The 24,176-nt window shown below is 44.4% G+C and carries 21 protein-coding genes, 1 tRNA gene and 2 rRNA genes; 18 read left to right on the top strand and 6 right to left on the bottom strand.

All coding sequences use genetic code 11. The features are described from left to right. Positions 1-70 precede the first annotated feature (70 nt). The 7 genes from BDD39_RS00120 (at position 71) to tsaD (ending at position 6,442) form a co-directional block, all read left to right on the top strand. Positions 71-3,001: ribosomal RNA gene (locus tag BDD39_RS00120) — 23S ribosomal RNA — on the top strand. A gap of 161 nt (positions 3,002-3,162) precedes the next feature. Next, positions 3,163-3,279: ribosomal RNA gene (gene rrf, locus BDD39_RS00115) — 5S ribosomal RNA — on the top strand. Positions 3,280-3,480: 201 nt separating this feature from the next. Continuing rightward, positions 3,481-3,554 (top strand) — tRNA-Met (locus BDD39_RS00110). A 270-nt stretch (positions 3,555-3,824) separates the two neighbouring features. Continuing rightward, positions 3,825-4,283 carry a tRNA (adenosine(37)-N6)-threonylcarbamoyltransferase complex ATPase subunit type 1 TsaE gene (tsaE, locus tag BDD39_RS00105; protein ID WP_166907108.1) on the top strand — a complete coding sequence of 153 codons (459 nt, stop codon included), beginning with the start codon at positions 3,825-3,827 and terminating at the stop codon, positions 4,281-4,283. Continuing rightward, a complete protein-coding gene (gene tsaB, locus BDD39_RS00100) occupies positions 4,280-5,020 on the top strand; it encodes a tRNA (adenosine(37)-N6)-threonylcarbamoyltransferase complex dimerization subunit type 1 TsaB (RefSeq protein WP_166907101.1) in 741 nt (246 codons plus the stop codon). Before tsaE ends, tsaB begins: the two co-directional genes overlap by 4 nt. Continuing rightward, complete coding sequence (rimI, locus tag BDD39_RS00095; protein WP_166907099.1) at positions 4,980-5,432, top strand: ribosomal protein S18-alanine N-acetyltransferase; 453 nt, start codon at positions 4,980-4,982, stop codon at positions 5,430-5,432. The genes tsaB and rimI overlap by 41 nt, the downstream gene beginning before the upstream one ends. Further along, complete coding sequence (gene tsaD / locus BDD39_RS00090) at positions 5,429-6,442, top strand: tRNA (adenosine(37)-N6)-threonylcarbamoyltransferase complex transferase subunit TsaD (RefSeq protein ID WP_166907097.1); 1,014 nt, start codon at positions 5,429-5,431, stop codon at positions 6,440-6,442. Before rimI ends, tsaD begins: the two co-directional genes overlap by 4 nt. 310 nt (positions 6,443-6,752) lie before the next feature. Here tsaD and BDD39_RS00085 read toward each other — a convergent pair whose 3' ends face one another. Beyond that, positions 6,753-8,699: an ABC-F family ATP-binding cassette domain-containing protein gene (locus tag BDD39_RS00085; protein ID WP_166907095.1), complete on the bottom strand. Its 1,947-nt coding sequence runs from the start codon at positions 8,697-8,699 to the stop codon at positions 6,753-6,755. A gap of 119 nt (positions 8,700-8,818) precedes the next feature. Here BDD39_RS00085 and moaC point away from each other — a divergent pair, with 119 nt between their 5' ends. Genes moaC through tatC form a run of 4 tightly spaced genes read left to right on the top strand, consistent with a single transcriptional unit; the run spans position 8,819 to position 10,902 of the window. Continuing rightward, on the top strand, positions 8,819-9,340 hold the full coding sequence (gene moaC, locus BDD39_RS00080; RefSeq protein WP_166907093.1) for a cyclic pyranopterin monophosphate synthase MoaC: 522 nt from the start codon (positions 8,819-8,821) through the stop codon (positions 9,338-9,340). Next, a complete protein-coding gene (locus BDD39_RS00075; protein WP_166907091.1) occupies positions 9,330-9,986 on the top strand; it encodes a redox-sensing transcriptional repressor Rex in 657 nt (218 codons plus the stop codon). The genes moaC and BDD39_RS00075 overlap by 11 nt, the downstream gene beginning before the upstream one ends. Further along, positions 9,983-10,135: a twin-arginine translocase TatA/TatE family subunit gene (locus tag BDD39_RS00070; protein ID WP_017434444.1), complete on the top strand. Its 153-nt coding sequence runs from the start codon at positions 9,983-9,985 to the stop codon at positions 10,133-10,135. The genes BDD39_RS00075 and BDD39_RS00070 overlap by 4 nt, the downstream gene beginning before the upstream one ends. 20 nt (positions 10,136-10,155) lie before the next feature. Further along, complete coding sequence (gene tatC / locus BDD39_RS00065; RefSeq protein ID WP_166907088.1) at positions 10,156-10,902, top strand: twin-arginine translocase subunit TatC; 747 nt, start codon at positions 10,156-10,158, stop codon at positions 10,900-10,902. 14 nt (positions 10,903-10,916) lie between these two features. Here tatC and BDD39_RS00060 read toward each other — a convergent pair whose 3' ends face one another. Next, positions 10,917-11,057 (bottom strand): YdiK family protein, encoded by a 141-nt coding sequence (locus tag BDD39_RS00060; protein ID WP_341801479.1) that lies wholly within the window; start codon positions 11,055-11,057, stop codon positions 10,917-10,919. A 38-nt stretch (positions 11,058-11,095) separates the two neighbouring features. Then, the gene (locus tag BDD39_RS00055; protein WP_166907084.1) at positions 11,096-11,845 is read right to left on the bottom strand and encodes a CPBP family intramembrane glutamic endopeptidase; all 750 of its coding nucleotides are present in this window, start codon (positions 11,843-11,845) and stop codon (positions 11,096-11,098) included. Positions 11,846-12,117: 272 nt separating this feature from the next. Here BDD39_RS00055 and groES point away from each other — a divergent pair, with 272 nt between their 5' ends. From groES to BDD39_RS00035, 4 genes are all read left to right on the top strand, one after another. Continuing rightward, on the top strand, positions 12,118-12,402 hold the full coding sequence (groES, locus tag BDD39_RS00050; RefSeq protein ID WP_043903404.1) for a co-chaperone GroES: 285 nt from the start codon (positions 12,118-12,120) through the stop codon (positions 12,400-12,402). A gap of 72 nt (positions 12,403-12,474) precedes the next feature. Next, positions 12,475-14,094, top strand: coding sequence for a chaperonin GroEL (gene groL / locus BDD39_RS00045; protein ID WP_166907082.1), 1,620 nt, complete (start codon positions 12,475-12,477; stop codon positions 14,092-14,094). Positions 14,095-14,323: 229 nt separating this feature from the next. Then, entirely contained in the window at positions 14,324-15,958 is a 1,635-nt protein-coding gene (locus BDD39_RS00040; RefSeq protein WP_166907079.1) for an APC family permease, read from the top strand. 327 nt (positions 15,959-16,285) lie between these two features. Continuing rightward, positions 16,286-17,686 (top strand): amino acid permease, encoded by a 1,401-nt coding sequence (locus BDD39_RS00035; RefSeq protein ID WP_166907077.1) that lies wholly within the window; start codon positions 16,286-16,288, stop codon positions 17,684-17,686. Positions 17,687-17,765: 79 nt separating this feature from the next. Here the strand turns inward: BDD39_RS00035 and BDD39_RS00030 are convergent, their stop codons facing one another. The 3 genes from BDD39_RS00030 to BDD39_RS00020 form a co-directional block, all read right to left on the bottom strand. Beyond that, positions 17,766-18,140, bottom strand: coding sequence for a DUF3147 family protein (locus tag BDD39_RS00030; RefSeq protein WP_166907075.1), 375 nt, complete (start codon positions 18,138-18,140; stop codon positions 17,766-17,768). Positions 18,141-18,160: 20 nt separating this feature from the next. Continuing rightward, positions 18,161-18,523 (bottom strand): DUF3147 family protein, encoded by a 363-nt coding sequence (locus BDD39_RS00025; protein WP_208404306.1) that lies wholly within the window; start codon positions 18,521-18,523, stop codon positions 18,161-18,163. A gap of 870 nt (positions 18,524-19,393) precedes the next feature. Next, complete coding sequence (locus tag BDD39_RS00020; RefSeq protein ID WP_166907073.1) at positions 19,394-20,563, bottom strand: IS256 family transposase; 1,170 nt, start codon at positions 20,561-20,563, stop codon at positions 19,394-19,396. A gap of 289 nt (positions 20,564-20,852) precedes the next feature. On the opposite strand from BDD39_RS00020, the gene fumC reads away from it, so the two are divergent. The 3 genes from fumC to BDD39_RS00005 form a co-directional block, all read left to right on the top strand. Then, positions 20,853-22,223, top strand: a complete 1,371-nt coding sequence (fumC, locus tag BDD39_RS00015; protein ID WP_166907071.1) for a class II fumarate hydratase — start codon at positions 20,853-20,855, stop codon at positions 22,221-22,223. A gap of 233 nt (positions 22,224-22,456) precedes the next feature. Continuing rightward, positions 22,457-23,407 (top strand): AAA family ATPase, encoded by a 951-nt coding sequence (locus BDD39_RS00010; protein WP_166907068.1) that lies wholly within the window; start codon positions 22,457-22,459, stop codon positions 23,405-23,407. Between the two features lie 8 nt (positions 23,408-23,415). After that, a partial coding sequence (locus BDD39_RS00005; RefSeq protein WP_166907066.1) for a DUF58 domain-containing protein occupies positions 23,416-24,176 on the top strand: 761 nt, incomplete at its 3' end.

Here is a 24,176-nt window from a genome sequence, read left to right as displayed (position 1 = left end):
GAAAAGAAAAGCGGAGGCGCCGCGGTTAGGCGCCGAAGTTAGACAAAGGAAGAAGCCGAGAAGCGCTAATGGTTAAGTTAGAAAGGGCGCACGGTGGATGCCTTGGCACTAGGAGCCGATGAAGGACGGGGCAAACGCCGAAACGCTTCGGGGAGCTGTAAGCAAGCGTTGATCCGAAGATGTCCGAATGGGGGAACCCACTGTCCGTAATGGGACAGTATCCATACCTGAATCCATAGGGTATGGAGGGCACACCCGGGGAACTGAAACATCTTAGTACCCGGAGGAGAAGAAAGCAATAGCGATTCCCTGAGTAGCGGCGAGCGAAACGGGAACAGCCCAAACCAAGAGGCTTGCCTCTTGGGGTTGTAGGACCACTCACATGGGAGTGACAAAGGAACGGGGTAGACGAAGCGGTCTGGAAAGGCCCGCCAGAGAAGGTGACAGCCCTGTAGTCGAAACTTCGTTCCCTCCCGAGTGGCTCCTGAGTACGGCGGGACACGGGGAATCCCGTCGGAAGCAGGGAGGACCATCTCCCAAGGCTAAATACTCCCTAGTGACCGATAGTGAACCAGTACCGTGAGGGAAAGGTGAAAAGCACCCCGGAAGGGGAGTGAAAGAGAACCTGAAACCGTGTGCCTACAAGTAGTCAGAGCCCGTTGATGGGTGATGGCGTGCCTTTTGTAGAATGAACCGGCGAGTTACGATGACGTGCGAGGTTAAGTCGAAGAGACGGAGCCGCAGCGAAAGCGAGTCTGAATAGGGCGTTCAGTACGTCGTCGTAGACCCGAAACCAGGTGATCTACCCATGTCCAGGGTGAAGGTAGGGTAACACCTACTGGAGGCCCGAACCCACGCACGTTGAAAAGTGCGGGGATGAGGTGTGGGTAGGGGTGAAATGCCAATCGAACTTGGAGATAGCTGGTTCTCCCCGAAATAGCTTTAGGGCTAGCCTCAAGGGAAGAGTCTTGGAGGTAGAGCACTGATTGAGCTAGGGGCCCTCATCGGGTTACCGAACTCAGTCAAACTCCGAATGCCAATGACTTATCCTTGGGAGTCAGACTACGAGTGATAAGATCCGTGGTCGAGAGGGAAACAGCCCAGATCACCAGCTAAGGTCCCTAAGTGCACGTTAAGTGGAAAAGGATGTGGAGTTGCCCAGACAACCAGGATGTTGGCTTAGAAGCAGCCATCATTTAAAGAGTGCGTAATAGCTCACTGGTCGAGTGACTCTGCGCCGAAAATGTACCGGGGCTAAACGTGCCACCGAAGCTGTGGGATGACCTTCGGTCATCGGTAGGGGAGCGTTCTAAGGGCGTCGAAGCGAGATCGGAAGGACTCGTGGAGCGCTTAGAAGTGAGAATGCCGGTATGAGTAGCGAAAACAGAGGTGAGAATCCTCTGCACCGAAAGCCTAAGGGTTCCTGAGGAAGGTTCGTCCGCTCAGGGTTAGTCGGGACCTAAGCCGAGGCCGAAAGGCGTAGGTGATGGGCAACAGGTAGAGATTCCTGTACCACCTCCTCACCGTTTGAGCGATGGGGGGACGCAGGAAGGTAGGGCGAGCAGGCTGCTGGAATAGCCTGTCCAAGCGGTTAGGCTGCCAGATAGGCAAATCCGTCTGGCGCAAAGGCGGAGCCGTGATGGCGAAGGGACCATCGGTCCCGAAGTCCCCGATCCTACACTGCCAAGAAAAGCCTCTAGCGAGGTGAGAGGTGCCCGTACCGCAAACCGACACAGGTAGGCGAGGAGAGAATCCTAAGGTGCGCGGGAGAACTCTCGTTAAGGAACTCGGCAAAATGACCCCGTAACTTCGGGAGAAGGGGTGCTCTCTTGGGTGAATAGCCCGAGGGAGCCGCAGTGAAAAGGCCCAAGCGACTGTTTATCAAAAACACAGGTCTCTGCGAAGCCGAAAGGCGAAGTATAGGGGCTGACACCTGCCCGGTGCTGGAAGGTTAAGGGGAGCGCTTAGCGCAAGCGAAGGTGCGAACCGAAGCCCCAGTAAACGGCGGCCGTAACTATAACGGTCCTAAGGTAGCGAAATTCCTTGTCGGGTAAGTTCCGACCCGCACGAAAGGTGTAACGACTTGGGCACTGTCTCAACGAGAGACCCGGTGAAATTATACTACCTGTGAAGATGCAGGTTACCCGCGACAGGACGGAAAGACCCCGTGGAGCTTTACTGCAGCCTGATATGGAATTTTGGTATCGCTTGTACAGGATAGGTGGGAGCCTGGGAAGCCGGAGCGCCAGCTTCGGTGGAGGCGCCGGTGGGATACCACCCTGGCGGTATTGAAATTCTAACCCGCACCCCTGATCGGGGTGGGAGACAGTGTCAGGTGGGCAGTTTGACTGGGGCGGTCGCCTCCCAAAAGGTAACGGAGGCGCCCAAAGGTTCCCTCAGAATGGTTGGAAATCATTCGTAGAGTGCAAAGGCACAAGGGAGCTTGACTGCGAGACGGACAGGTCGAGCAGGGACGAAAGTCGGGCTTAGTGATCCGGTGGTTCCGTATGGAAGGGCCATCGCTCAACGGATAAAAGCTACCCCGGGGATAACAGGCTGATCTCCCCCAAGAGTCCACATCGACGGGGAGGTTTGGCACCTCGATGTCGGCTCATCGCATCCTGGGGCTGTAGTCGGTCCCAAGGGTTGGGCTGTTCGCCCATTAAAGCGGTACGCGAGCTGGGTTCAGAACGTCGTGAGACAGTTCGGTCCCTATCCGTCGCGGGCGCAGGAAATTTGAGAGGAGCTGTCCTTAGTACGAGAGGACCGGGATGGACGCACCGCTGGTGTACCAGTTGTCCCGCCAGGGGCACCGCTGGGTAGCTATGTGCGGAAGGGATAAGCGCTGAAAGCATCTAAGCGTGAAGCCCCCCTCAAGATGAGATTTCCCATCGCGTCAAGCGAGTAAGATCCCTCGAAGATGACGAGGTCGATAGGTCCGAGGTGGAAGCGTGGCGACACGTGCAGCTGACGGATACTAATCGATCGAGGACTTAACCACACGAAAAGCGCACGAAAAGCGGAGGCGACTGCTTAGCGCCGAGCGGACACAGGCGACTGGCTTCTTCCAAACAGACGGTTATCTAGTTTTGAAGGAATGAACTCCTTCTTGACAACATCGATTAGATGGATATAATAATACATGTCCAATTGAAATACTTGCCTAGTGACTATAGCGGAGAGGAAACACCCGTTCCCATCCCGAACACGGAAGTTAAGCTCTCCAGCGCCGATGGTAGTTGGGGCCAGCGCCCCTGCAAGAGTAGGTCGTCGCTAGGCAGTTTCTATTATTACAAGGGAATTACCAGGGAGTGAAACACGCCTATTCCCTTTACTTTTTTTATTCGCTGTTCTTTAATGTAAATCGAGGAAGGGACAGCGAACAAGAAATTTTCGATGAGTTGCCTCACGCATGACCTAGTAGAGGAAGAGGCAATGGATTAATTAAAGCTTTCTAAATCAATTATTCCTTTCTATCGCCGCGGGGTGGAGCAGTCCGGTAGCTCGTCGGGCTCATAACCCGAAGGTCGCAGGTTCAAATCCTGCCCCCGCAATCCAACTAGCCTTAGGAAATACCGATTTCCTAAGGTTTTTTTATTTGTTTTTTACTACAGTGTCAGCTGCCTTTTCCCTCTAACGGTAAAACTGGTGTGAAGACTAGTGTGTAGCTATGTGGGAGTGCTCTTCTTGATTACGATCGATAAGATAATAATAAAATCATCGTCACCTTTCCTCTATAATGAAAAGTGGTAACGAGTGGTGGAAATATGGTAAAATTTCAAAAGCAAAGGTTATCAAATTACAATATAATAAGGTGACATTTCATGAAACATTACGAATGGGTAATGCATTCCCCGGAAGAAACGATGAGCCTTGCTCGCAAATTAGGGGAAAAATTAGAAGCAGGATCTGTCATTACGCTAGAAGGAGATTTAGGGGCAGGGAAGACCACCTTTACAAAAGGATTGGCGAAAGGACTAGGAATCGAAAAAACGATTAATAGTCCTACCTTTACGATCGTAAAAGAGTATAAAGGGCGCCTTCCTCTTTATCATATGGATGTTTACCGCCTAGAGGATGAGATGGAGGATCTTGGCTTTGACGAATACTTTGAAGGAGATGGCGTTACTGTTATTGAATGGGCACACCTTATCGAGGCGCAATTACCAAAAGAAAGATTAAACATTTATTTGTTTCATCATGGAGATCATCAGCGCAGATTAGTGATGGAACCAGTGGGAAAACGATATGAACAGTTATGTAAGGAGATTTTGGAAACATGAAAATATTGGCGATTGATACATCCAATGTCGTAATGGGAATCGCATTAGTTGAGGATGATGTAGTAAGAGGGGAAATCGTCACCAATATAAAAAAAGACCACTCGACACGTGTGATGCCGGCGGTTCAGTCATTGCTAAAGCAATGCGGCGTCGTTCCGAATGAATTAGGGCTTATTGCGGTGGCAAAGGGGCCTGGTTCGTATACAGGTGTGCGCATCGGTGTGACAATTGCCAAGACCTTAGCATGGGCGCTAAATATTCCGATCGTCGGGGTATCTAGTTTAGAGGTGCTCGCGGCCAATGGCAGATATTTTTCCGGCTTGATTTCTCCGTTTTTTGATGCCAGAAGGGGACAGGTTTATACGGGCTTATACCGTTATGATGGGGAAGAGCTCGTATGTATAGAAAGCGATCGCATCGTTTTAGCGGAAGAATGGGCAAACCAACTCAAGGCAAGAAAAGAAGCGGTGTTATTTATTGGAACGGATGTTGCTTTATATAAAGATCTGTTCCAAACACAGCTTGGGGAATGGGCACATTTTGCTCCTTCTTCGTTGCAACTGCCGCGGCCGAGTGAACTAGCACTCCTTGGAAAGAAAAAAGAGCGGGAAGACGCGCATGCATTCGTACCGAATTATATCCGTTTGGCGGAGGCAGAAGCCAAATGGCTTGCCAAGCAAAAAGGGGAAAAGAATAATGGGGATGGATATTCAATTTCGATTCATGACGTTAAATGACATTGATGCTGTGTTGCAAGTAGAGCGTGCCTCGTTTACCGTGCCTTGGAGCAGGGAGGCATTTTATAATGAGCTTGTCCACAATCGTTACGCGAAATATATCGTTATGGTGCATGAAGGTCGCATCATCGGTTATGCCGGGATGTGGGTAGTGATCGATGAGGCGCATATTACGAATGTGGCAGTATTGCCGGAATTTCGCGGCAAAAATTTAGGAGAAGCGCTCATGCGCAAATTGATGGAAACGGCCAAACAGCTAGGGGCTGTAACAATGACGTTGGAAGTTCGAGTTTCTAATCATGTTGCTCAGTCGTTATATCGAAAGTTAGGGTTTCGCAATGGCGGCATTCGTAGACATTATTATCCAGATAATTTAGAAGATGCGCTAGTAATGTGGGTGAATTTATCATGAATCACGACATATATGTGCTTGGAATTGAAACGAGCTGCGACGAAACAGCAGCAGCAGTAGTGAAAAACGGCAAAGAAATTCTCTCCAATATTGTCGCTTCACAAATGGAAAGCCATAAACGTTTCGGTGGTGTCGTACCGGAAATCGCCTCGCGTCATCATGTTGAGCAAATTACACTTGTGATTGAAGAAGCGATGAATAAGGCAGGCGTTTCCTTTTCGCAATTGCACGCAATTGCGGTAACGCAAGGCCCAGGACTGGTCGGCGCGCTGCTAATTGGGGTCAACGCGGCAAAAGCGTTATCATTTGCCTACAATATTCCGCTGGTTGGCGTTCATCACATCGCTGGTCATATTTACGCGAATCGGCTTGTTACAGAAATGAAATTTCCATTACTATCCCTTGTCGTTTCTGGCGGACATACGGAACTTGTGTACATGAAGGAACACGGCAAGTTTCAAGTCATCGGCGAAACGAGAGACGATGCAGCGGGAGAAGCGTATGACAAAGTGGCGAGGGCGTTAAACCTTCCTTACCCAGGTGGACCGCATATTGACCGTCTTGCGCATGAAGGGAAGGTGACAATTGATTTGCCGCGGACCTGGCTCGAAGAAGGATCGTATGATTTCAGCTTCAGCGGTCTGAAATCGGCCGTATTAAATACGCTTCATAATGCTAAACAGCGCGGCGAAGAAATAGATGCGAAAGATATGGCGGCGAGCTTCCAGGCAAGCGTCATCGACGTGTTGGTGACAAAAACAATTCAAGCGGCAAAAGAATATCACGTCCGTCAAGTGTTGCTTGCAGGCGGGGTTGCCGCTAACCGAGGATTAAGGGCGGAATTGCAAAAGCAAATGGCGAAATTAGACAACGTCGAGCTGGTGATACCGCCGCTATCGCTATGCACCGATAATGCGGCGATGATCGCAGCGGCAGGCACTGTGTTGTTTGCGCAAGGAAAACGGGTGGATATGGCATTAAATGCGGATCCGAGTTTGGATTTGGAATAAGGCAAATCATAAAGGACTTTTTTCAAGATCTATTCTTGAAAAAGGTCCATTTTTTATTAAAAAAATAATAGTTGTGCATACATTTATCCACAACCTGTGGATATTGTGGAAAATGTAAAAAAAACTTACTATAGTAAGGAGAAAATAATCACAGTTTTTTTCATATAAAAGAGGCATTTTTTGTGGATAATGTGGAAAAATCGGTGAATAACTTGAATGACGGGGAAAAAAATGGGGATAAGTTTGTGAATATGTGATTAACTAAAAACATCCACCGTGAAGAAGTTGGTGGATGTTTTTGTGTATTTTATTATTGCAATGTATAAAGTTTTTCCCATTCTACTAATAACAAATCCAGTTTTTGTTTCATTTCCTCGTTCTTTTTTGTTAGTTGTTGCACTTTTTCGCGATCTTGGTAAATTTCAGGATCACATAATTGTTCTTCAACGTGTGCGATTTGTTGTTCTAATTCGCTAATTTCTGCTTCAATTTCCTCTATGCGGCGCTTGCGTTGCCGTTCCAGTTTTTTTGCTGCTTTTTCCTGTTCGTAGCTCGATTTTTTCGTTATTTCGCCATCAGGATGGCTAAGCTGTGCTTTCGGCTGCTCCATGGCGGCGAGGCGTTCGAGTTCGCGCATTTCTTCCTTTTTGGCGATGTAGTAATCATAGTCACCCAAATATTCCGTAATCCCGTCACTCGAAAGTTCAAATATTTTCGTGGCGATGCGGTTGATAAAGTAACGGTCATGGGAAACGAACAAAATCGTTCCGGGATATTCGATTAAGGCGTTCTCGAGTACTTCTTTGCTGTCTAAATCAAGATGGTTGGTCGGTTCATCTAAAATAAGGAAGTTCGCTTTTTGCATCATTAGTTTGGCGAGCGCCAGTCTGGCTTTTTCACCGCCGCTAAGTCCTGATACAGGTTTTAATACGTCATCTCCGGAAAATAAAAAGTTTCCAAGCACGGTGCGGATTTCTTTTTCCGTTTTGTCAGGGTATTCATCCCAAAGCTCATCGAGCACGCGTTTATTCGATGATAAGTCGGCCTGGTTTTGGTCATAGTAGCCGATCTGTACGTTCGAGCCGTAGCGGAATTGCCCTGTTTGCAGAGGCAGCTTGTTGACGATCGCTTTTAATAACGTCGATTTACCGATTCCGTTCGGTCCAATCAGGGCAATACTTTCCCCGCGTGTAATACGAAAGTGGATGTTGCGAATAATTGGTTGGTCCGCATCGTATCCTACTGACACATTTTCGGCGGTCAACACGTCATTACCACTTTGCCGTTCGATCTCGAAGGAAAACGAAGCGGCTTTTTCATCCCCGACTGGTCTCTCCATTCTTTCCATTTTTTCAAGCCGTTTTCTTCGGCTTTGCGCGCGCTTGGTGGTCGAAGCGCGGGCGATATTGCGCTGAATAAACTCTTGCAGCTTTGCGATTTCTTCTTGCTGTTTTTCATATAGTTTTCGTTCCCGTTCGTATTCCTCTGCCCGTTGCTCTAGGTAACGGCTGTAATTGCCGCTATACCGCTTTAATGTCGCACGTGACAGTTCGTATACTTGGGTAACAATTTTATCGAGAAAATAGCGGTCATGGGAAACGATTAAAATCGCGCCAGGATACGTTTGTAAATATTGTTCCAACCATGTTAATGTTTCTAGGTCTAAATGGTTGGTCGGCTCGTCTAAAATAAGCAAATCGGGTTTCATTAAAAGCAATTTTCCGAGTGCCAGACGCGTTCGCTGTCCGCCGCTTAGCGATTGGACAGGAGTCGTCATATAATCGTACTTAGAAAACTGCAAACCGTGTAAAATGGAGCGAATATCAGCTTCGTATTGGTAACCGCCTTGTTCTTTATAGCGTTCTTGCAACGCGTCATAGTCTTTTAATAGTTTTTCGTAACGGGAAGCGTCCGCAAGCAAATCGGGATCGCCCATTTGCATTTCCATCTCGCGTAATTGCTTCTCCATTGCCTTTAACGGTGCAAATACCGTCATCATCTCTTCCCAAATCGACAAGGAAGAGTGAAGCCCACTGTCTTGGGCGAGGTAGCCGATCGTCACTTCTTTTGGTTTAATGATTTCTCCGCTATCGTAAGAAAGTTCTCCGGCAATGATTTTTAATAATGTCGATTTTCCTTCTCCGTTTCTCCCGACGAGAGCGATGCGGTCTTTGGATTGTATTTCTAATTTTATATTCGATAAAATAAGGTCAGCGCCAAAATATTTTGTCAGTTGGTTGACTTGTAAAATGATCATTGTTATTCACCTCTCGTTTAACAATAATAGTGTAGCGTAATTTGTTTTCTTATCGCAATAAAACGATAAAAGACAGATGACGAAAAATAGTGTATAGTTTATAGTGGGAGGAGATTACGTTGTCATCATTTACCCATTTTAACGAACAAGGCCGGGCAAAAATGGTCGATATTTCAGACAAAGAGGATACGGTTCGCATAGCGGTCGCTCAAACAAGTGTGACAGTAAATAAGGAAATTTATGAAAAAATGACAAACAACGCGATCGAAAAAGGGGATGTGCTTGCTGTTGCGCAAATAGCTGGCGTTATGGCCGCAAAAAAAACGCCAGATTTAATTCCAATGTGTCATCCGCTTATGTTAAAAGGTGTCGACATTCAATTTGCGTGGCATGTGGAGGAAGAAAAAGCGTTATATCAATTACTGATTACTGTCACAGTGAAAACGAAGGGCAGCACAGGGGTGGAGATGGAAGCGCTAACGGCCGCCTCTGTATGCGCACTGACGGTGTATGACATGTGCAAGGCGCTTGATAAAGGGATGGTGATTGGCCCAACCTATTTGGTAGAGAAAACTGGTGGGAAGTCGGGCCATTATCAACGGGAAAAAAGAAGTGCTGGGGGATTCATCGATGAGCAATGAACAGCCAAAAATTCCGCAAGCAACGGCAAAACGCTTGCCGTTATATTATCGTTTTTTAAAAAATTTACATGCTTCCGGAAAGCAACGTGTTTCTTCTGCCGAATTGAGCGAGGCGGTCAAAGTCGATCCCGCAACGATCCGTCGCGATTTTTCCTATTTTGGTGCGCTCGGAAAAAAAGGGTATGGATATAATGTCAACTATTTGTTGTCATTTTTCCGCAAAACGCTCGATCAAGACGAAGTGACCGAAGTCGCGCTATTTGGAGTCGGGAACTTAGGAACGGCATTTTTAAACTATAATTTTTTGAAAAACAATAATACGAAAATTGTCATGGCATTTGATGTGGATGAGAAAAAGGTTGGTACAACAGTCGGCGGGGTGCCTGTCTATCATTTGGACGAATTAGAAGGGCGTCTTCACGAGGGAATTCCAGTAGCGATTTTAACGGTGCCGGCTCATGTTGCGCAATGGATTACAGACCGTCTTGTCGGAAAAGGAATTAAAGGGATTTTAAATTTTACGCCGGCGCGCCTGAACGTGCCGAAACACATTCGCGTCCACCATATTGACTTAGCTGTCGAATTGCAGTCACTCGTCTATTTTTTAAAAAATTATCCGCTCGATAAAGGAGAGAACGAAACGTGAAATATTTATTAATCGTGCTTGTTATTTTATTATTGTTTGGAACAAAAAAGCTTCCGGAACTGGGCAAGTCGCTCGGGCAATCGCTCCGCGAATTCAAGGATGCGACGAAGGGATTAGCCGATGAGGATGAAAAAAAAGCCGACCAATAATAAGTTAGGATGGTTGACATATGAACGATAAAGAAATGTCGGTATATGAGCACCTAGGTGAATTGCGAAAACGGCTGATTATTGTTCTTATTTTTTTTAGCGTTGCCTTGATCGTGAGCTTCTTTTTTGTAGAACCGGTCATTTTGTATTTGCAGCGAACCGGTGAAGCGAAACAATTAACGATGAACGCGTTTCGTTTGACAGATCCGATCAGAATTTATTTTCAGTTTGCGTTTGTCATTGCCTTTATTCTTACCGCACCGGTTCTGCTTTATCAAATTTGGGCGTTTGTCAGCCCTGGGTTATATGAAAAAGAACGAAAAGTGACGTTAAGCTATATTCCAATTTCCATTTTCCTCTTTTTAGCCGGCGTTAGTTTTGCGTATTTTGTCTTATTTCCGTTTGTCGTTCGCTTTATGCAAAATTTGGCGAACGATCTTGGCATTCATCAAGTCATCGGCATTAATGAATATTTCGAATTTTTGCTTCAGCTCATCTTGCCGTTTGGCATTGTCTTTCAGCTGCCGGTAGTTGTGATGTTTTTAACAAGGCTCGGCTTGATTACGCCGATGTTGCTGATCAAAATACGGAAATACGCGTATCTGGTCTTATTGATTGTGGCTGCGATCATTACGCCGCCGGATGTATTATCGCAAGTGATTGTGATGATTCCGCTTTCGATTTTATATGAGGTAAGCATTTGGATTTCGAAATTTGCTTATCGCAAAGTTTTGTTGGCGCAACAGGAACAGGAAAACCTCCCGTGAATCGAACGGGAGGTTTATTTGCGAAAGTGGAGTGCGAAGAGACGTATTGCTGCTCCAAAATCAAGCGTAGCCAGTATGGCAAGCACAATCGTAAAAAAGTTCCAAATCGTATCTTTTGCGCTTTGAACAGATAAGTAAGTAAATAGTATCCCCATCAGAAAATAGAAAAAAGCGAATTGTAATGGCGTCCTTTTCATTGTATTAAAAGCCCCCAATGCCCAATAATGAGTTGTATATGTTCCGTCTGCCGCATCATTCTTTCAATTTCATCGGCAAACAACGTTTGCATCACGACGACGAACGTATTCATCGTAACGTGAGCGAAAATCGGAACAAAAATGCGCCCTGTTTTCGCATAAAGAAAGGCAAACGTAAATCCCATTGCCGCATATAAAAGCAGATGCTTCAATTCCATATGGACTACCGCAAATAATAGCGAACTGATAAGCGCGGCAATGAGGAAATTGTATTTTTGATATAGCGCCCCGAAAATAATCTTGCGAAAAATAATTTCTTCTAAAATCGGGCCGATAATGGAAGTAACGATGATCAATATCGGGGTGACTCGAATGATTCCGACAATGCGTCTCGTGTTTTCCGAGCCTGGCTCGATGCCAAGCAAATGCCATTCAATATTAGCGGCAAGGCTTTGGGCAAAGAGCGCCAAAAAAACGCCGCCGACCGCCCACATCCAAGCGACAGGCAAAGAAACGCGATAACGAGTATGCCGTTGTTTTATATCTTCGCGCAAGAAAAAGAGAATAATCAAAAACGCAATAGCAAAGCTAATGACTGCCCAATAGCCAGAGGCGATCTCTGCGGCAATGAGTTTATTTTTGGCATGTTTCCCCACACCGAGAAAGCGCAGAAGCGGAACACCTATAATACCAGACAGCTGCATGACGACATACGTAATAATGACATACCAATATTGTCGTTTCAAGGAAACTTACCCCTTTGCCAACAAAATAGTGATGCTTTCCGTATTTTAGCACATCTTTTGCAAAAATATAAAAAAATTAACCACAGCTGTTTATCAGCCATAGAAACGTGAAATACTTGAAAAGGATTTATAATAAAGAAAAGCAGTTATTTTTTTGTATTTCCTACTTGCAAAAAAAAGAGAAGTTCATTAATATTATAAGTGTGTTAGCACTCAATTGAGATGAGTGCTAATAAGAACGGCGAAAATTATTGTTAAGGAGGTTGTTTTCCGTGTTAAAGCCATTAGGTGATCGCGTTGTCATTGAAGTAATTGAAACGGAAGAAAAAACTGCAAGCGGTATCGTATTGCCAGACACTGCGAAAGAAAAACCGCAAGAAGGCCGAGTAGTTGCTGTTGGCAAAGGACGTGTGCTTGACAGCGGTGAGCGTGTAGCTCCAGAAGTAGAAGTTGGCGATCGCATTATCTTCTCGAAATATGCCGGCACAGAAGTAAAATATGACGGCAAAGAATACTTAATCTTACGTGAAAGCGATATTTTAGCTGTTATTGGTTAATATACAGCGTTGATAACATAGATATGCAAAAAATACTTAATACAATTTCATTTTATAAGGAGGTAACGGGGTATGGCAAAAGAAATTAAATTCAGCGAAGAAGCTCGTCGCGCGATGTTACGCGGTGTGGATAAACTAGCAGATGCAGTAAAAGTAACATTAGGTCCAAAAGGCCGTAACGTCGTATTAGAGAAAAAATTTGGTTCGCCATTAATTACAAACGACGGTGTAACAATCGCGAAAGAAATCGAATTAGAAGACCCATTTGAAAACATGGGTGCGAAACTTGTTGCGGAAGTAGCAAGCAAAACAAATGATGTTGCTGGGGACGGTACAACAACGGCAACAGTTTTAGCGCAAGCAATGATCCGCGAAGGATTGAAAAACGTTACAGCTGGCGCTAACCCAATGGGCATCCGCAAAGGTATTGAAAAAGCGGTCGCTGTGGCAGTAGAAGAATTAAAAGCAATCTCGAAACCAATCAGAGGAAAAGAATCGATTGCCCAAGTTGCTGCGATCTCTGCGGCTGACGAAGAAGTTGGTCAATTAATCGCAGAAGCAATGGAACGCGTCGGCAACGACGGTGTTATCACATTAGAAGAATCAAAAGGTTTCACAACAGAATTAGATGTTGTCGAAGGTATGCAATTTGACCGTGGTTATGTATCTCCATACATGATCACAGATACAGAAAAAATGGAAGCAGTGCTTGAAAATCCATACATCTTAATTACAGATAAAAAAGTTTCTAGCATCCAAGAAATCTTGCCTATCTTAGAACAAGTTGTTCAACAAGGAAGACCGCTATTAATTATCGCAGAAGATGTTGAAGGCGAAGCGCTCGCAACATTAGTCGTCAACAAACTTCGCGGTACATTCAATGCGGTAGCGGTAAAAGCGCCTGGCTTCGGTGATCGTCGTAAAGCAATGCTAGAAGACATCGCAATCTTAACTGGCGGTGAAGTCATCTCCGAAGAACTAGGTCGTGAATTAAAGTCTGCAACAATCGCATCGCTTGGCCGCGCTTCGAAAGTAGTTGTAACGAAAGAAAATACAACAATCGTAGAAGGCGCTGGCGATTCTGAACGCATTAAAGCTCGCATCAACCAAATCCGTGCGCAATTAGAAGAAACTACTTCGGAATTCGACCGCGAAAAATTGCAAGAACGTCTTGCAAAATTAGCTGGCGGCGTAGCGGTAATCAAAGTTGGTGCGGCTACAGAAACAGAATTGAAAGAACGCAAATTGCGCATTGAAGACGCACTCAACTCTACTCGTGCTGCTGTCGAAGAAGGTATCGTAGCCGGCGGTGGTACGGCATTAATGAACGTATACAACAAAGTTGCTGCGATCGAAGCAGAAGGCGACGAAGCAACTGGTGTGAAAATCGTTCTTCGCGCAATCGAAGAGCCAGTTCGTCAAATCGCGCAAAACGCTGGTTTGGAAGGCTCTATCATTGTTGAACGCTTGAAAACAGAAAAACCTGGCATCGGCTTCAACGCAGCTACTGGTGAATGGGTAGATATGATTGAAGCTGGTATCGTTGACCCAACAAAAGTAACTCGTTCTGCTCTGCAAAACGCAGCTTCTGTTGCCGCTATGTTCTTAACAACGGAAGCGGTTGTCGCTGACAAACCAGAAGAAAACAAAGGCGGCAATAATGGAATGCCTGACATGGGCGGAATGATGTAATAAAATATATTCCATCGTAAGGACTACTTCCTATATGAGAGGAGGTAGTCCTTTTTTGTCATTAACTGAAGAGTTTTAATGCTATTAGATTCTCATACCAAAAATTTGATTTATTACTAATTTGAAAATGTTTGTGATATTATTAAAATACATACACTGATTGCCCCCCTGTATCAAGCAATCTTCTCTCCCTATAGTTACTACCATACTTATGAAAGGGGTAAAATGGATGAATACGATGCATCGAAAGATGGGAACTTTCGCGCTTATGATGACGGGGCTTGGATCCATCATAGGATCTGGTTGGTTATTTGGTGCCTGGAAAGCCGCCAAAATCGCCGGTCCAGCGGCTATTTTTTCTTGGATTATTGGGATGGTTGTTATCCTATGTATCGCTCTTTCTTATAGTGAATTAGGTGCTATGTTTCCCGAAGCGGGGGGAATGGTAAAGTATACGCAGTATTCTCATGGATCTTTTGTGGGATTTCTTGCTGCTTGGGCGAACTGGATTGCTATTGTTTCGGTTATTCCGGTGGAGGCAATCGCTTCTGTGCAATATATGAGCTCATGGCCATGGGAATGGGCGAAGTGGACACATAGTTTAGTAGAAAACGGAGTGCTTACGCCAAAAGGTCTTGGTATTGCCTCTGTGTTAATTCTTGTTTACTTTTTCCTCAATTACTGGACTGTAAGTTTGTTTGCCAAAGCAAACTCACTTATAACCATATTTAAAATTATCATCCCAGGATTAACCATTGGGGCACTTTTGTTTGTTGGCTTTCACGGAGAAAACTTTACTCACGGGCATAGTATGGCACCTTATGGATGGCCAAGTGTGTTGACAGCGGTGGCTACGTCGGGCATTGTCTTCGCGTTTAATGGATTTCAAAGTCCAATTAATATGGCGGGAGAAGCTAAAAAACCAGGCCGATCCATTCCTATCGCGGTAGTGGGTTCTGTTCTGATTGCAACGGTTATATATGTCCTGTTACAGGTTGCCTTTATCGGTTCTGTTGATCCTTCCATGCTTGTACACGGTTGGCATCATTTAAACTTTAACTCGCCATTTGCCGATTTAGCGATTGCTTTAAATATAAACTGGCTAGTGATCTTATTATACCTGGATGCTTTTGCTTCTCCTTCTGGTACAGGAACAACTTATACCGCTACAACAGCACGTATGATTTACGGTATGCAAAAGAATGGATATTTGCCGAGTATTTTAGGTAAACTGCATCCTATTTACGGAGTTCCACGTCCAGCTATGTTTTTTAACTTGGCTGTATGTTTTATTTTTTTGTTTTTGTTTAAAGGTTGGGGCGTATTGGCAGAGGTAATTTCCGTTGCTACCTTAATTTCTTATATTACCGGTCCTATTACCGTCATGACATTAAGACGGACAGGAAAGCATCTGTATCGCCCTCTCCGCCTCAAGGGGCTACGTATTATTGCGCCATGTGGATTTATCTTTGCTTCTTTAACGCTATATTGGGCGCGTTGGCCACTTACAGGGCAGGTATTGTTCATTATGATCATCGGGCTTCCTGTTTATTTCTACTATCAAGCAAAAATGAAATGGAAGGGTTTTCGCCAAGATTTCCGGGCAGGTAGTTGGATGGTTGTCTACTTGTTATCCATGATGTGCATCTCTTATTTGGGAAGTGAAAAGTTCGGGGGTATAAACGTCATCCCATATGGTTGGGATATGATTGTTATTGCATGCTTATCCCTTGGTTTTTACGCTTGGGCCGTAAAAAGTGGGTTTGAAACAGAATACCTGCAAGAAGCTAATAAAGTAAATGAAGAGATGAGAGGCAGAAACGTGGTTATGATGGCTGATTCCAACCAGAAAGCAGCTTTGTAAAAAACTGATTGTTGAAACAGATAGCTATTTAAAAAAGGGAATTCCTGTGAATAAGGAATTCTCTTTTTACTGTACAATACAGCCTTATCACACAAAATTTATATTTTATTGATGTGATTCTTGATCATTAGGCTAGGGAGAAACGATGAGCTCCTTGCTAAAGAGTAACATCTTTTTTTAGAATTATGGATATTTTTTGTATATTTAGTTCTCTTTATTATAAATTGTAGAAAATAAAAATTAACAATGTGTCGAAAAAGATCGAAATATGATATAATACCAAATTGCTTGGCATTTGAACTAGTTGCATAAGAGAAAGGAGACGCCATGAATTTACTTCAGAAAAAGTCAATTGCTCGCTTGTTAAGTCAAAAGAAAACATTGCAGAAAACATTAGGTGCCTATGATTTAATATTGCTTGGTATTGGAGCGATTGTTGGGATTGGCATTCTTGTGTTGACAGGTGTCGCGGCAGCAAATGATGCAGGTCCTTCGATTATCTTTTCGTTCATGCTGGCAGCACTGGTGTGTGGATTTGTAGCGTTTTGTTATGCGGAAATAGCATCGGCTCTTCCTGTTTCCGGAGGTGTCTATACGTATGCGTATGTGACCATTGGGGAAGTAGTTGCGTATTTAATAGGATGGACGCAACTTTTAATTTATGTTTTATCCGTTGCGGCAGTGGCAAATGGATGGTCTGCGTATTTTCGTTCATTGTTAGAAGGATTTCATTTGCATATCCCGAAAATGCTAAGTGCAGTCCCTCAGCAAGGCGGAATGGTGAACTTGCCGGCTGTCTGCATTATTTTACTTATGACATGGGTGCTGTCAAAAGGTGTGCAAGAAAGCAAGAAAGTGAATAATGCGATGGTAGCCATCAAATTATCCATCATTTTATTATTTGTTATTGTCGGAATATTCTATGTTCGGCCGAGAAATTGGGATCCGTTCATGCCGTTTGGGTGGAAAGGAGTTCTCGCAGGAACTGCTACGGTGTTCTTTGCATTTTTAGGGTTTGATGCAGTTGCAACCGCGGCAGAAGAAGTGAAAAAACCGCAGCGTGATTTGCCAATTGGCATTATTGTTTCTTTAGTGGTGTGCACTCTTTTATACGTTATTGTTTGCTTAGTCTTAACGGGAATGGTTCCATATCATTTATTAAATGTTTCCGACGCGATGGCATTTGCGCTTCATGCAGTCGGACAAAATTTTGTTGCGGGAGTTATATCAGTTGGAGCCATTGCTGGCATCACAACCGTTATATTTGTTTATCTTTACGCAACGGTGCGCGTTCTGTTTTCTATGAGTCGCGATCGTTTGCTGCCAAAACCGTTTTCAGCAGTTCATTCCCACTCTCAAGCACCTGTTTTTTCGACGTGGATTGCAGGATTGACAGGAGCGTCCATTGCTGGATTTATTGATTTGAGAGCATTGTCCAACTTAATCAATATTGGCGCTTTGTTAACATTTGTGATGGTTGCCTTATCCGTTATTGTACTGCGCAAAACACATCCAAATCTGCAAAGAGGATTTAGGGCGCCGCTTGTTCCATATCTTCCAATTTTGACGATTGCGTGTTGTATTTTCTTAATGACTCGCCTTGCACTTGAAACGTGGTTGTATTTCTGCATTTGGATGATTATCGGTTTAAGCATTTATTTTCTCTATCGAACGAAGCGCCAAAAAGATTCATCCCAAGAGCAAGCGTATATGAAAAAAGCAAACTAGAAAAGCAGGATGATCATAAAATAGAACAGCCAAGCTCTTTCAAGAAAGCTTGGCTGTTTTTTATATTGTAAACCTAGTATTATTTGACACTTGGTACTCTTTTTTCCTTTTTATGCTCTCGAATGTGTACAAGGAATAGGGAACTTGCAAACCATGTAACTAAACCAAAGATAAAACTTCCCCACCAGTTTTGTGTAAATTGTAGAGAAAATAAAACCGTTAACACACAAATGAGACAACCAATCATTCCATAAACAGATCCTTGCGCTGTTTTCGCCGCTTCTTTCGATCCTTTCTTCATACCAACCATCATCACGGCAACAACCATAACAGCCGGAAATGCCGCAAAAATTCCCCCGATCACTTTCCATGGCAGTAGTTTTGCCGTTACATCACTTAACACAACGGCTGATCCGCCGAATAAAAAACGGAACAATAAATCACGTCCATCCATAAGATCACCTGATAACTATATTAAAAATATCCTGAAATAACAGCATAAATAATGGAAACAAGAAACCATCCAGCTACTGACTGTGTAAGCCCACGTTTCCAACCTTGCTTAGTGCAAAAATAAACAACCGCTATTGCACACAAAATATTAATCAACATCCCAACGACTGCTCCTTGGGATAGAACAATCGACTTTTCCACTAACTCACTGCCCTTTACATCGAGCCGAAGTGTCAGTAATGCTGCTAAAAATACAGCGGGAAAAGCGGCAAAAATTCCTCCCATTTTTGATCCTAATTTTCTTGAGATAATGGTAGAAGCGACGACCGCTCCTCCGCCCAATAAAAATCGAATAACTATTCCACTAATCGATAATGCCCCCAAGATAGATTCATCCTTTCTTTGATGTCCAATCTAGCAGGATAAATATTATTTTTATATATTTATTTGTGATTGTTTTCACGTATATATATTGTAAACGATGATGGAACAAACACTTGTGAACTTTTAATTAATTTTTTTCTTGTAACGCTTACACTTCCAAATTTATGACAAATATTTGAACCGACACCCTCAAGCATTTAGGATGAGTACAACTGTATTTAAGACAATGGATGCCCCGACTAGAATTTTTGATTTAGTCGGGGGGGTTCAAAGCACATTCAGACGATTACATTCGCTATTTTGCGAGCGATAACAAAAAAAGCCGCTTATTAATAGCGGCTTAAATGCGAAAGAAATCAGTTGGCTTTACGTTTCGATCATCCTTTTTTAATGCAAATATATTATTCTAAATCAAATCAGAGGCTAATGTTTAATCAAAAAACCGTACAGAAGCAGGGCATTCATCAGAATCATATATAGTATAAACTGAACAATGATCATCGTTGCTACTCCTTTAAACTTCTCAGCAAAGAACACAGAAGCTAAACATCCTACAAGAAACTCAAGCAATGGAGCCCACACTATCAACCAATTCATATACTTTCCTCCACGTGCATCTTTGAAGTCTAATTTTTATGTAATTTAATTAGGAAAATTTTACATATGAATTTATAAAACTGTAATAATAATTATAAAGTTTTTTCAACAATTGGGTACCGTCAAGAATTTTGTGTAATGTAAGATAGATAGGGTATCTCTGAAATGGATTTAGAATAGAGGGGGGATATTTCCTCCACACGAGAGACTGAATATTCAGTCTCTTGTGTGGAAAGGGAGAATCCTCCTATTTTGTTTATTTACAATATTTGGTTAACAATAACGTTCTTCAAACATTCGTTGAAGAGCTTCCTGCGCTTCGGCAAATCCTCTTAACTTTCGCCCTGCCCATTTCTCATTAAAATCTTGGATGGTCAAATACACGACTTTTTCCGCGGCTTCTAAACTGCTCAAACTGTTCATCGGCTTTAGACGTTTCCGAATCTCTTTGATCGTTCGTTCGATGACATTCGTCGTGTAAATCACACTTCGAATACTGCTTGGATAATCCATAAATGTAAGGAGGACATCCAACTCATTGGCCCAAGACTGAACTTCTCTTGGATATTTGCTGGACCATTTCGACTCAAACTGTTGAAACATTTGTAACGCCATCTCCTTATTCGGCGCGCGATAAATCAGCTTGAGATCCTCGGCCACTTCGAATTGGTCTTTTTTCCGAACACGGCTGAGGGTGTTGCGGACTTTGTGCACGACACAGCGCTGCACATCGGCTTTCGGATACACCGCCTTAAAGGCTTCCTCCAGCCCCGGAAGGCCATCGAAGACGCCAAGAAGCACTTCCTTGACGCCTCTTTGGTAGAGGTGTTGAAGAATTTCCTGCCATCCATAGGCGCTTTCTTGTCCTCCCACGAAGAAATCCAGAATTTCTCGATACCCTTCTTCATTCACTCCTAACACCACATAAATGACTTCTTTCTCTACCGTATCGCGGCGAAGTTTCACGTACAAGCCGTCCAAATATAAGACAGAATAACGTTTGGATAGTGGACGATGGTGCCATTTCTCGATGTCTTCTTTCACGACATCGGTAATACGGCTGATCGTCGCTGGAGAATAAGCATTTCCTAGAATTCGTTCGATAAACTTGCCAATTTCCCGTGTACTCATGCCACTTTGATACATCCTAATGATGGCTTCCTCCAGCCAGCCGGTGTGGCGTTGATAAGGGGCAAACAACTGTGTTTGAAATTCCCCGTTTCGGTCTCTTGGAACCAAAAGACCCTCAATCCGGCCATATTGCGTATCTAGATTTCGCTGATAGTAGCCGTTTCTCATATTCGGCGTTCCAGCCTGTTCGATTTCGAGGAAATGTTTGATTTCTTCCCGCATAATCAGCTCTAATTTTTCCTTCACAAACTGACGAATGACACTTTCCAGTTGATTTGCCCAGTCGACATTCGGTATACTTCTTTTAGACATAGGTAGGGTACTCCTTTCTCTAAGATTTTTGGTCCAATCAGAGAATACCCTACCTTTTTTCTTTTGTTCTAGCAAAATGCTTTACACAAACTTTTATACATCATCAACAATTGCATACCGTAATATTATGCATCCATAGGCGGTCGCCGATGGTCTTGATGATGCCGGCGAAGTAATGAGAAACATGCTTTCTTTTCATCGATGCTACACTCCCGCTTAGAAGGTTTACTTTGGACGGAATGGGTATAAAACATAATAGGCGATCAAAATGATAAAGGAGGATTATTCCATGAATGAAAGAATCGAGCGCGATTCGTTAGGAGAGGTGAGAGTGCCGGCCGATAAATATTGGGGTGCGCAAACGGAACGAAGCCGCAATAATTTTAAAATCGGTACGGAAAAAATGCCGCTGGAGCTGATTTACGCCTACGCCCGGCTCAAAAAAGCGGCGGCGATCGTTAACCATGAGTGCGGCAAACTAAGTGAGACAAAGATGCGAGCGATTTCTAGCGCCTGTGAGGAAATATTGGCGGGCAAATGGGATGAACATTTTCCACTCGTCGTTTGGCAGACAGGAAGCGGAACGCAAACGAATATGAATGTAAACGAAGTCATCGCCAGAAGAGCGAACGAGCTGTTGCCGGAAGGAGAAGGCCGTATTCATCCGAATGATGATGTTAATATGTCGCAAAGCTCGAACGATACGTTTCCAACGGCGATGCATATTGCCGTCTACATGAAACTGTATGAGCATCTATTGCCGGCGCTAGACGGCTTGATCAGCACCTTTTTCGAAAAAGAAGCGAAATACAAGAACACGATAAAAATCGGACGGACGCATTTGCAAGATGCCACACCGCTGACCTTCGCTCAAGAGATTTCCGGGTGGCGGGTGATGCTTGAAAAAAGCAGGGACATGATCAAGCAGGCAAGCGAGCAACTGTTAAATTTAGCGATCGGTGGGACAGCGGTCGGCACGGGATTGAATGCGCCGGCTTCGTTTGGCGATAAAGTAGCTGAACAGTTACATAAACAAACAGGCTATCCGTTTCGTTCAGCGTCTAATAAATTTCATGCCTTAACAAGCCATGATGAAATCGTTTACGTTCACGGTGCCTTAAAAGCGCTGGCGGCCGATATGATGAAAATCGCCAACGATGTGCGCTGGCTGGCAAGCGGTCCGCGCTCCGGTTTAGGCGAGATTACGCTTCCAGCCAATGAACCGGGAAGCTCAATCATGCCGGGGAAAGTGAACCCGACGCAAAGCGAGGCAGTGACAATGGTGGCAGTGCAAGTATTTGGCAATGATGCGGCAATCGGATTTGCCGCCAGCCAAGGGAATTTTCAATTAAACGTATTTAAGCCAGTCATTCTTTATAATGCGATGCAGTCGCTGCAACTGTTAGGCGACGCCATTCATTCTTTTGATAGACACTGCGCTAAAGGGCTTAAAGCGAACGAAGGCAAAATGAAAGAATATGTCGACCGTTCGCTCATGCTGGTGACTGCCTTAAGCCCGCACATTGGCTATGATCGAGCGGCTGAAATAGCGAAGCTGGCGTTTAAGGAAGGATTGACGCTAAAAGAAGCGGCGCTGAAAACGGGATATGTCAACGCCGAGCAGTATGACCAGTGGGTGAGAGCGGAGAACATGGTGTGACAATAGGACAAATCATCCTGGTGGCCCTAGGATGATTTTTTTTATTTAGGAAATAAGTTGGACAGCCAATGATTTCGCACTTTTTCCGGCATTTTTATTGGCACTTCCGCCGCTACCCCTCATTATAAAAATTATTCAAAAAATTACGTATATTGGTTATTATATTTTATAGTAGAAACACGAAATGTCTACGTCTAATTGACCACTATCTTAAAAGCAAAGGAGCTCCATTCATGAGGGTGAAAGAAAATTTACAGCCATCGATGGAACGGGTTGTGGAAAATATCGAGAAAGTGATTGTGGGAAAAAGAAATGTGGCGATATTAAGCCTTGTCGCTTTGCTTGCCAAAGGGCATGTGCTTTTGGAAGACGTCCCCGGCGTCGGCAAAACGATGTTGGTGCGCGCGTTAGCCAAATCGATTAACGCGCAGTTTAAGCGGATTCAATTTACTCCTGACTTGCTGCCAAGCGATGTGACAGGCGTGTCCGTCTATAATCCGAAAGAGATGCAATTTGAGTACAAGCCTGGCCCGATTATGGGGAACATCGTGCTGGCCGATGAAATTAATCGCACGTCCCCGAAAACGCAATCAGCGCTTTTGGAAGCGATGGAAGAGGGAAGTATTACGGTGGATGGGATAACAAGGCCGCTGCCGCGTCCGTTTTTTGTCATGGCGACGCAAAACCCGATTGAATATGAAGGAACATATCCGCTTCCAGAAGCCCAGCTAGACCGCTTTTTATTGAAGCTAAACATGGGATATCCATCCCCTGAGGAAGAAGTGGAAATATTAAGCCGTGTGGAAAAAGTGACGCCTATTGAGGAAATTCGCCCTGTAATGGCTTTGGATGAGCTGCTGGAGTTGCAGCAGAAGGTGGCGGAAGTATACGTCAGCGATCCTATTAAGCGTTACATCGTTGACATAGTGCAGCGAAGCCGTTCGAACGCGTCCGTTTACCTAGGGGTAAGCCCGCGCGGTTCGGTGGCGCTGATGAAAGCGGCCCAAGCCTATGCGTTTATCCATGGACGTGAATTTGTCATTCCTGATGATGTCCAATTTTTAGCTCCGTATGTGCTATCCCATCGCATGATTATGAAATCGGAGGCAAAATTTGATGGGCTTACCGCAGAAGAAATTGTCGGACAAATGATTGCCCGAACCCCGGTGCCGATTCAAAGGTAGTGAAAAGAATGAAAAAGAAAAAAAGATTTATTGCACAAATATTGATTTTATGCAGTTTGTTTGTCATATTGTTCGCCTATGCGATGTTTCAAGGTGGATTTGTCAGCTGGTTTTTGTTTTATAGTTTTTTGCCATTTTCATTTTATTCTTTTGCGATTGCCTTATATCCATGGCGGCGTGTGACGGTGAGACGTATTGTTTCACGACGGCAATATCATGCTGGCGAACAGCTCACTGTTACCATCGAAGTGCAGCTCCCAATTTGGTTTCCATTTTTCGCTATCATGATTGGCGAAGAAGATATTCTGGCGCTGAACATGCGGCCGTCCAAAAGGATTATCCCCTTCATTTGGAAAAAGAAATTTTCCTATACGTATGAGCTGGAACATCTGCCGCGCGGCGAGCATACGTTCACATCCATTTATTTGACGGCAAGTGACTTTTTGGGGCTGATGAAAAAAACATCGTTTTACGCCATTAAAGATACCATTGTCGTATATCCGCGCTATATCGCTATGACGTATCGCCAGGTGCGGGAACTTTTTGAGCAAGGAACGGCCGCTTCCTCGCTACAGCTTCATCGTGATCAAACGATGGCGGTCGGGGTTCGTGAGTATGTGCCGGGAGACAGATTTTCGTGGGTGCATTGGAAGGCATCGGCGCGCAAGCAGCAATTAATGACGAAAGAATTTGAAGAACAGCGGAGCGACGACTTCCTCGTAGTGCTCGACCGCACACCGACGCCGCTTTTTGAAGAACTTGTCACGTT

Source organism: Saccharococcus thermophilus, assembly GCF_011761475.1.
Classification (GTDB): domain Bacteria; phylum Bacillota; class Bacilli; order Bacillales; family Anoxybacillaceae; genus Saccharococcus; species Saccharococcus thermophilus.
The sequence above is the reverse complement of the archived record's forward strand: the minus strand, read 5'-3'. Positions and strand labels throughout refer to the sequence as shown.

What these genes read in the sequence shown, in the direction of transcription:
- BDD39_RS00030 (WP_166907075.1), bottom strand. Translation starts at nt 18,140, where the DNA reads ATGGATGGACGTGATTTATTGTTCCGTTTTTTATTCGGCGGATCAGCC.
- fumC (WP_166907071.1), top strand. Translation starts at nt 20,853, where the DNA reads ATGAATGAAAGAATCGAGCGCGATTCGTTAGGAGAGGTGAGAGTGCCG.
- tsaB (WP_166907101.1), top strand. Translation starts at nt 4,280, where the DNA reads ATGAAAATATTGGCGATTGATACATCCAATGTCGTAATGGGAATCGCA.
- BDD39_RS00010 (WP_166907068.1), top strand. Translation starts at nt 22,457, where the DNA reads ATGAGGGTGAAAGAAAATTTACAGCCATCGATGGAACGGGTTGTGGAA.
- tsaD (WP_166907097.1), top strand. Translation starts at nt 5,429, where the DNA reads ATGAATCACGACATATATGTGCTTGGAATTGAAACGAGCTGCGACGAA.
- rimI (WP_166907099.1), top strand. Translation starts at nt 4,980, where the DNA reads ATGGGGATGGATATTCAATTTCGATTCATGACGTTAAATGACATTGAT.
- BDD39_RS00035 (WP_166907077.1), top strand. Translation starts at nt 16,286, where the DNA reads ATGAATTTACTTCAGAAAAAGTCAATTGCTCGCTTGTTAAGTCAAAAG.
- groL (WP_166907082.1), top strand. Translation starts at nt 12,475, where the DNA reads ATGGCAAAAGAAATTAAATTCAGCGAAGAAGCTCGTCGCGCGATGTTA.
- BDD39_RS00075 (WP_166907091.1), top strand. Translation starts at nt 9,330, where the DNA reads ATGAGCAATGAACAGCCAAAAATTCCGCAAGCAACGGCAAAACGCTTG.
- BDD39_RS00040 (WP_166907079.1), top strand. Translation starts at nt 14,324, where the DNA reads ATGAATACGATGCATCGAAAGATGGGAACTTTCGCGCTTATGATGACG.
- BDD39_RS00060 (WP_341801479.1), bottom strand. Translation starts at nt 11,057, where the DNA reads ATGGGGATACTATTTACTTACTTATCTGTTCAAAGCGCAAAAGATACG.
- BDD39_RS00020 (WP_166907073.1), bottom strand. Translation starts at nt 20,563, where the DNA reads ATGTCTAAAAGAAGTATACCGAATGTCGACTGGGCAAATCAACTGGAA.
- tsaE (WP_166907108.1), top strand. Translation starts at nt 3,825, where the DNA reads ATGAAACATTACGAATGGGTAATGCATTCCCCGGAAGAAACGATGAGC.
- tatC (WP_166907088.1), top strand. Translation starts at nt 10,156, where the DNA reads ATGAACGATAAAGAAATGTCGGTATATGAGCACCTAGGTGAATTGCGA.
- BDD39_RS00085 (WP_166907095.1), bottom strand. Translation starts at nt 8,699, where the DNA reads ATGATCATTTTACAAGTCAACCAACTGACAAAATATTTTGGCGCTGAC.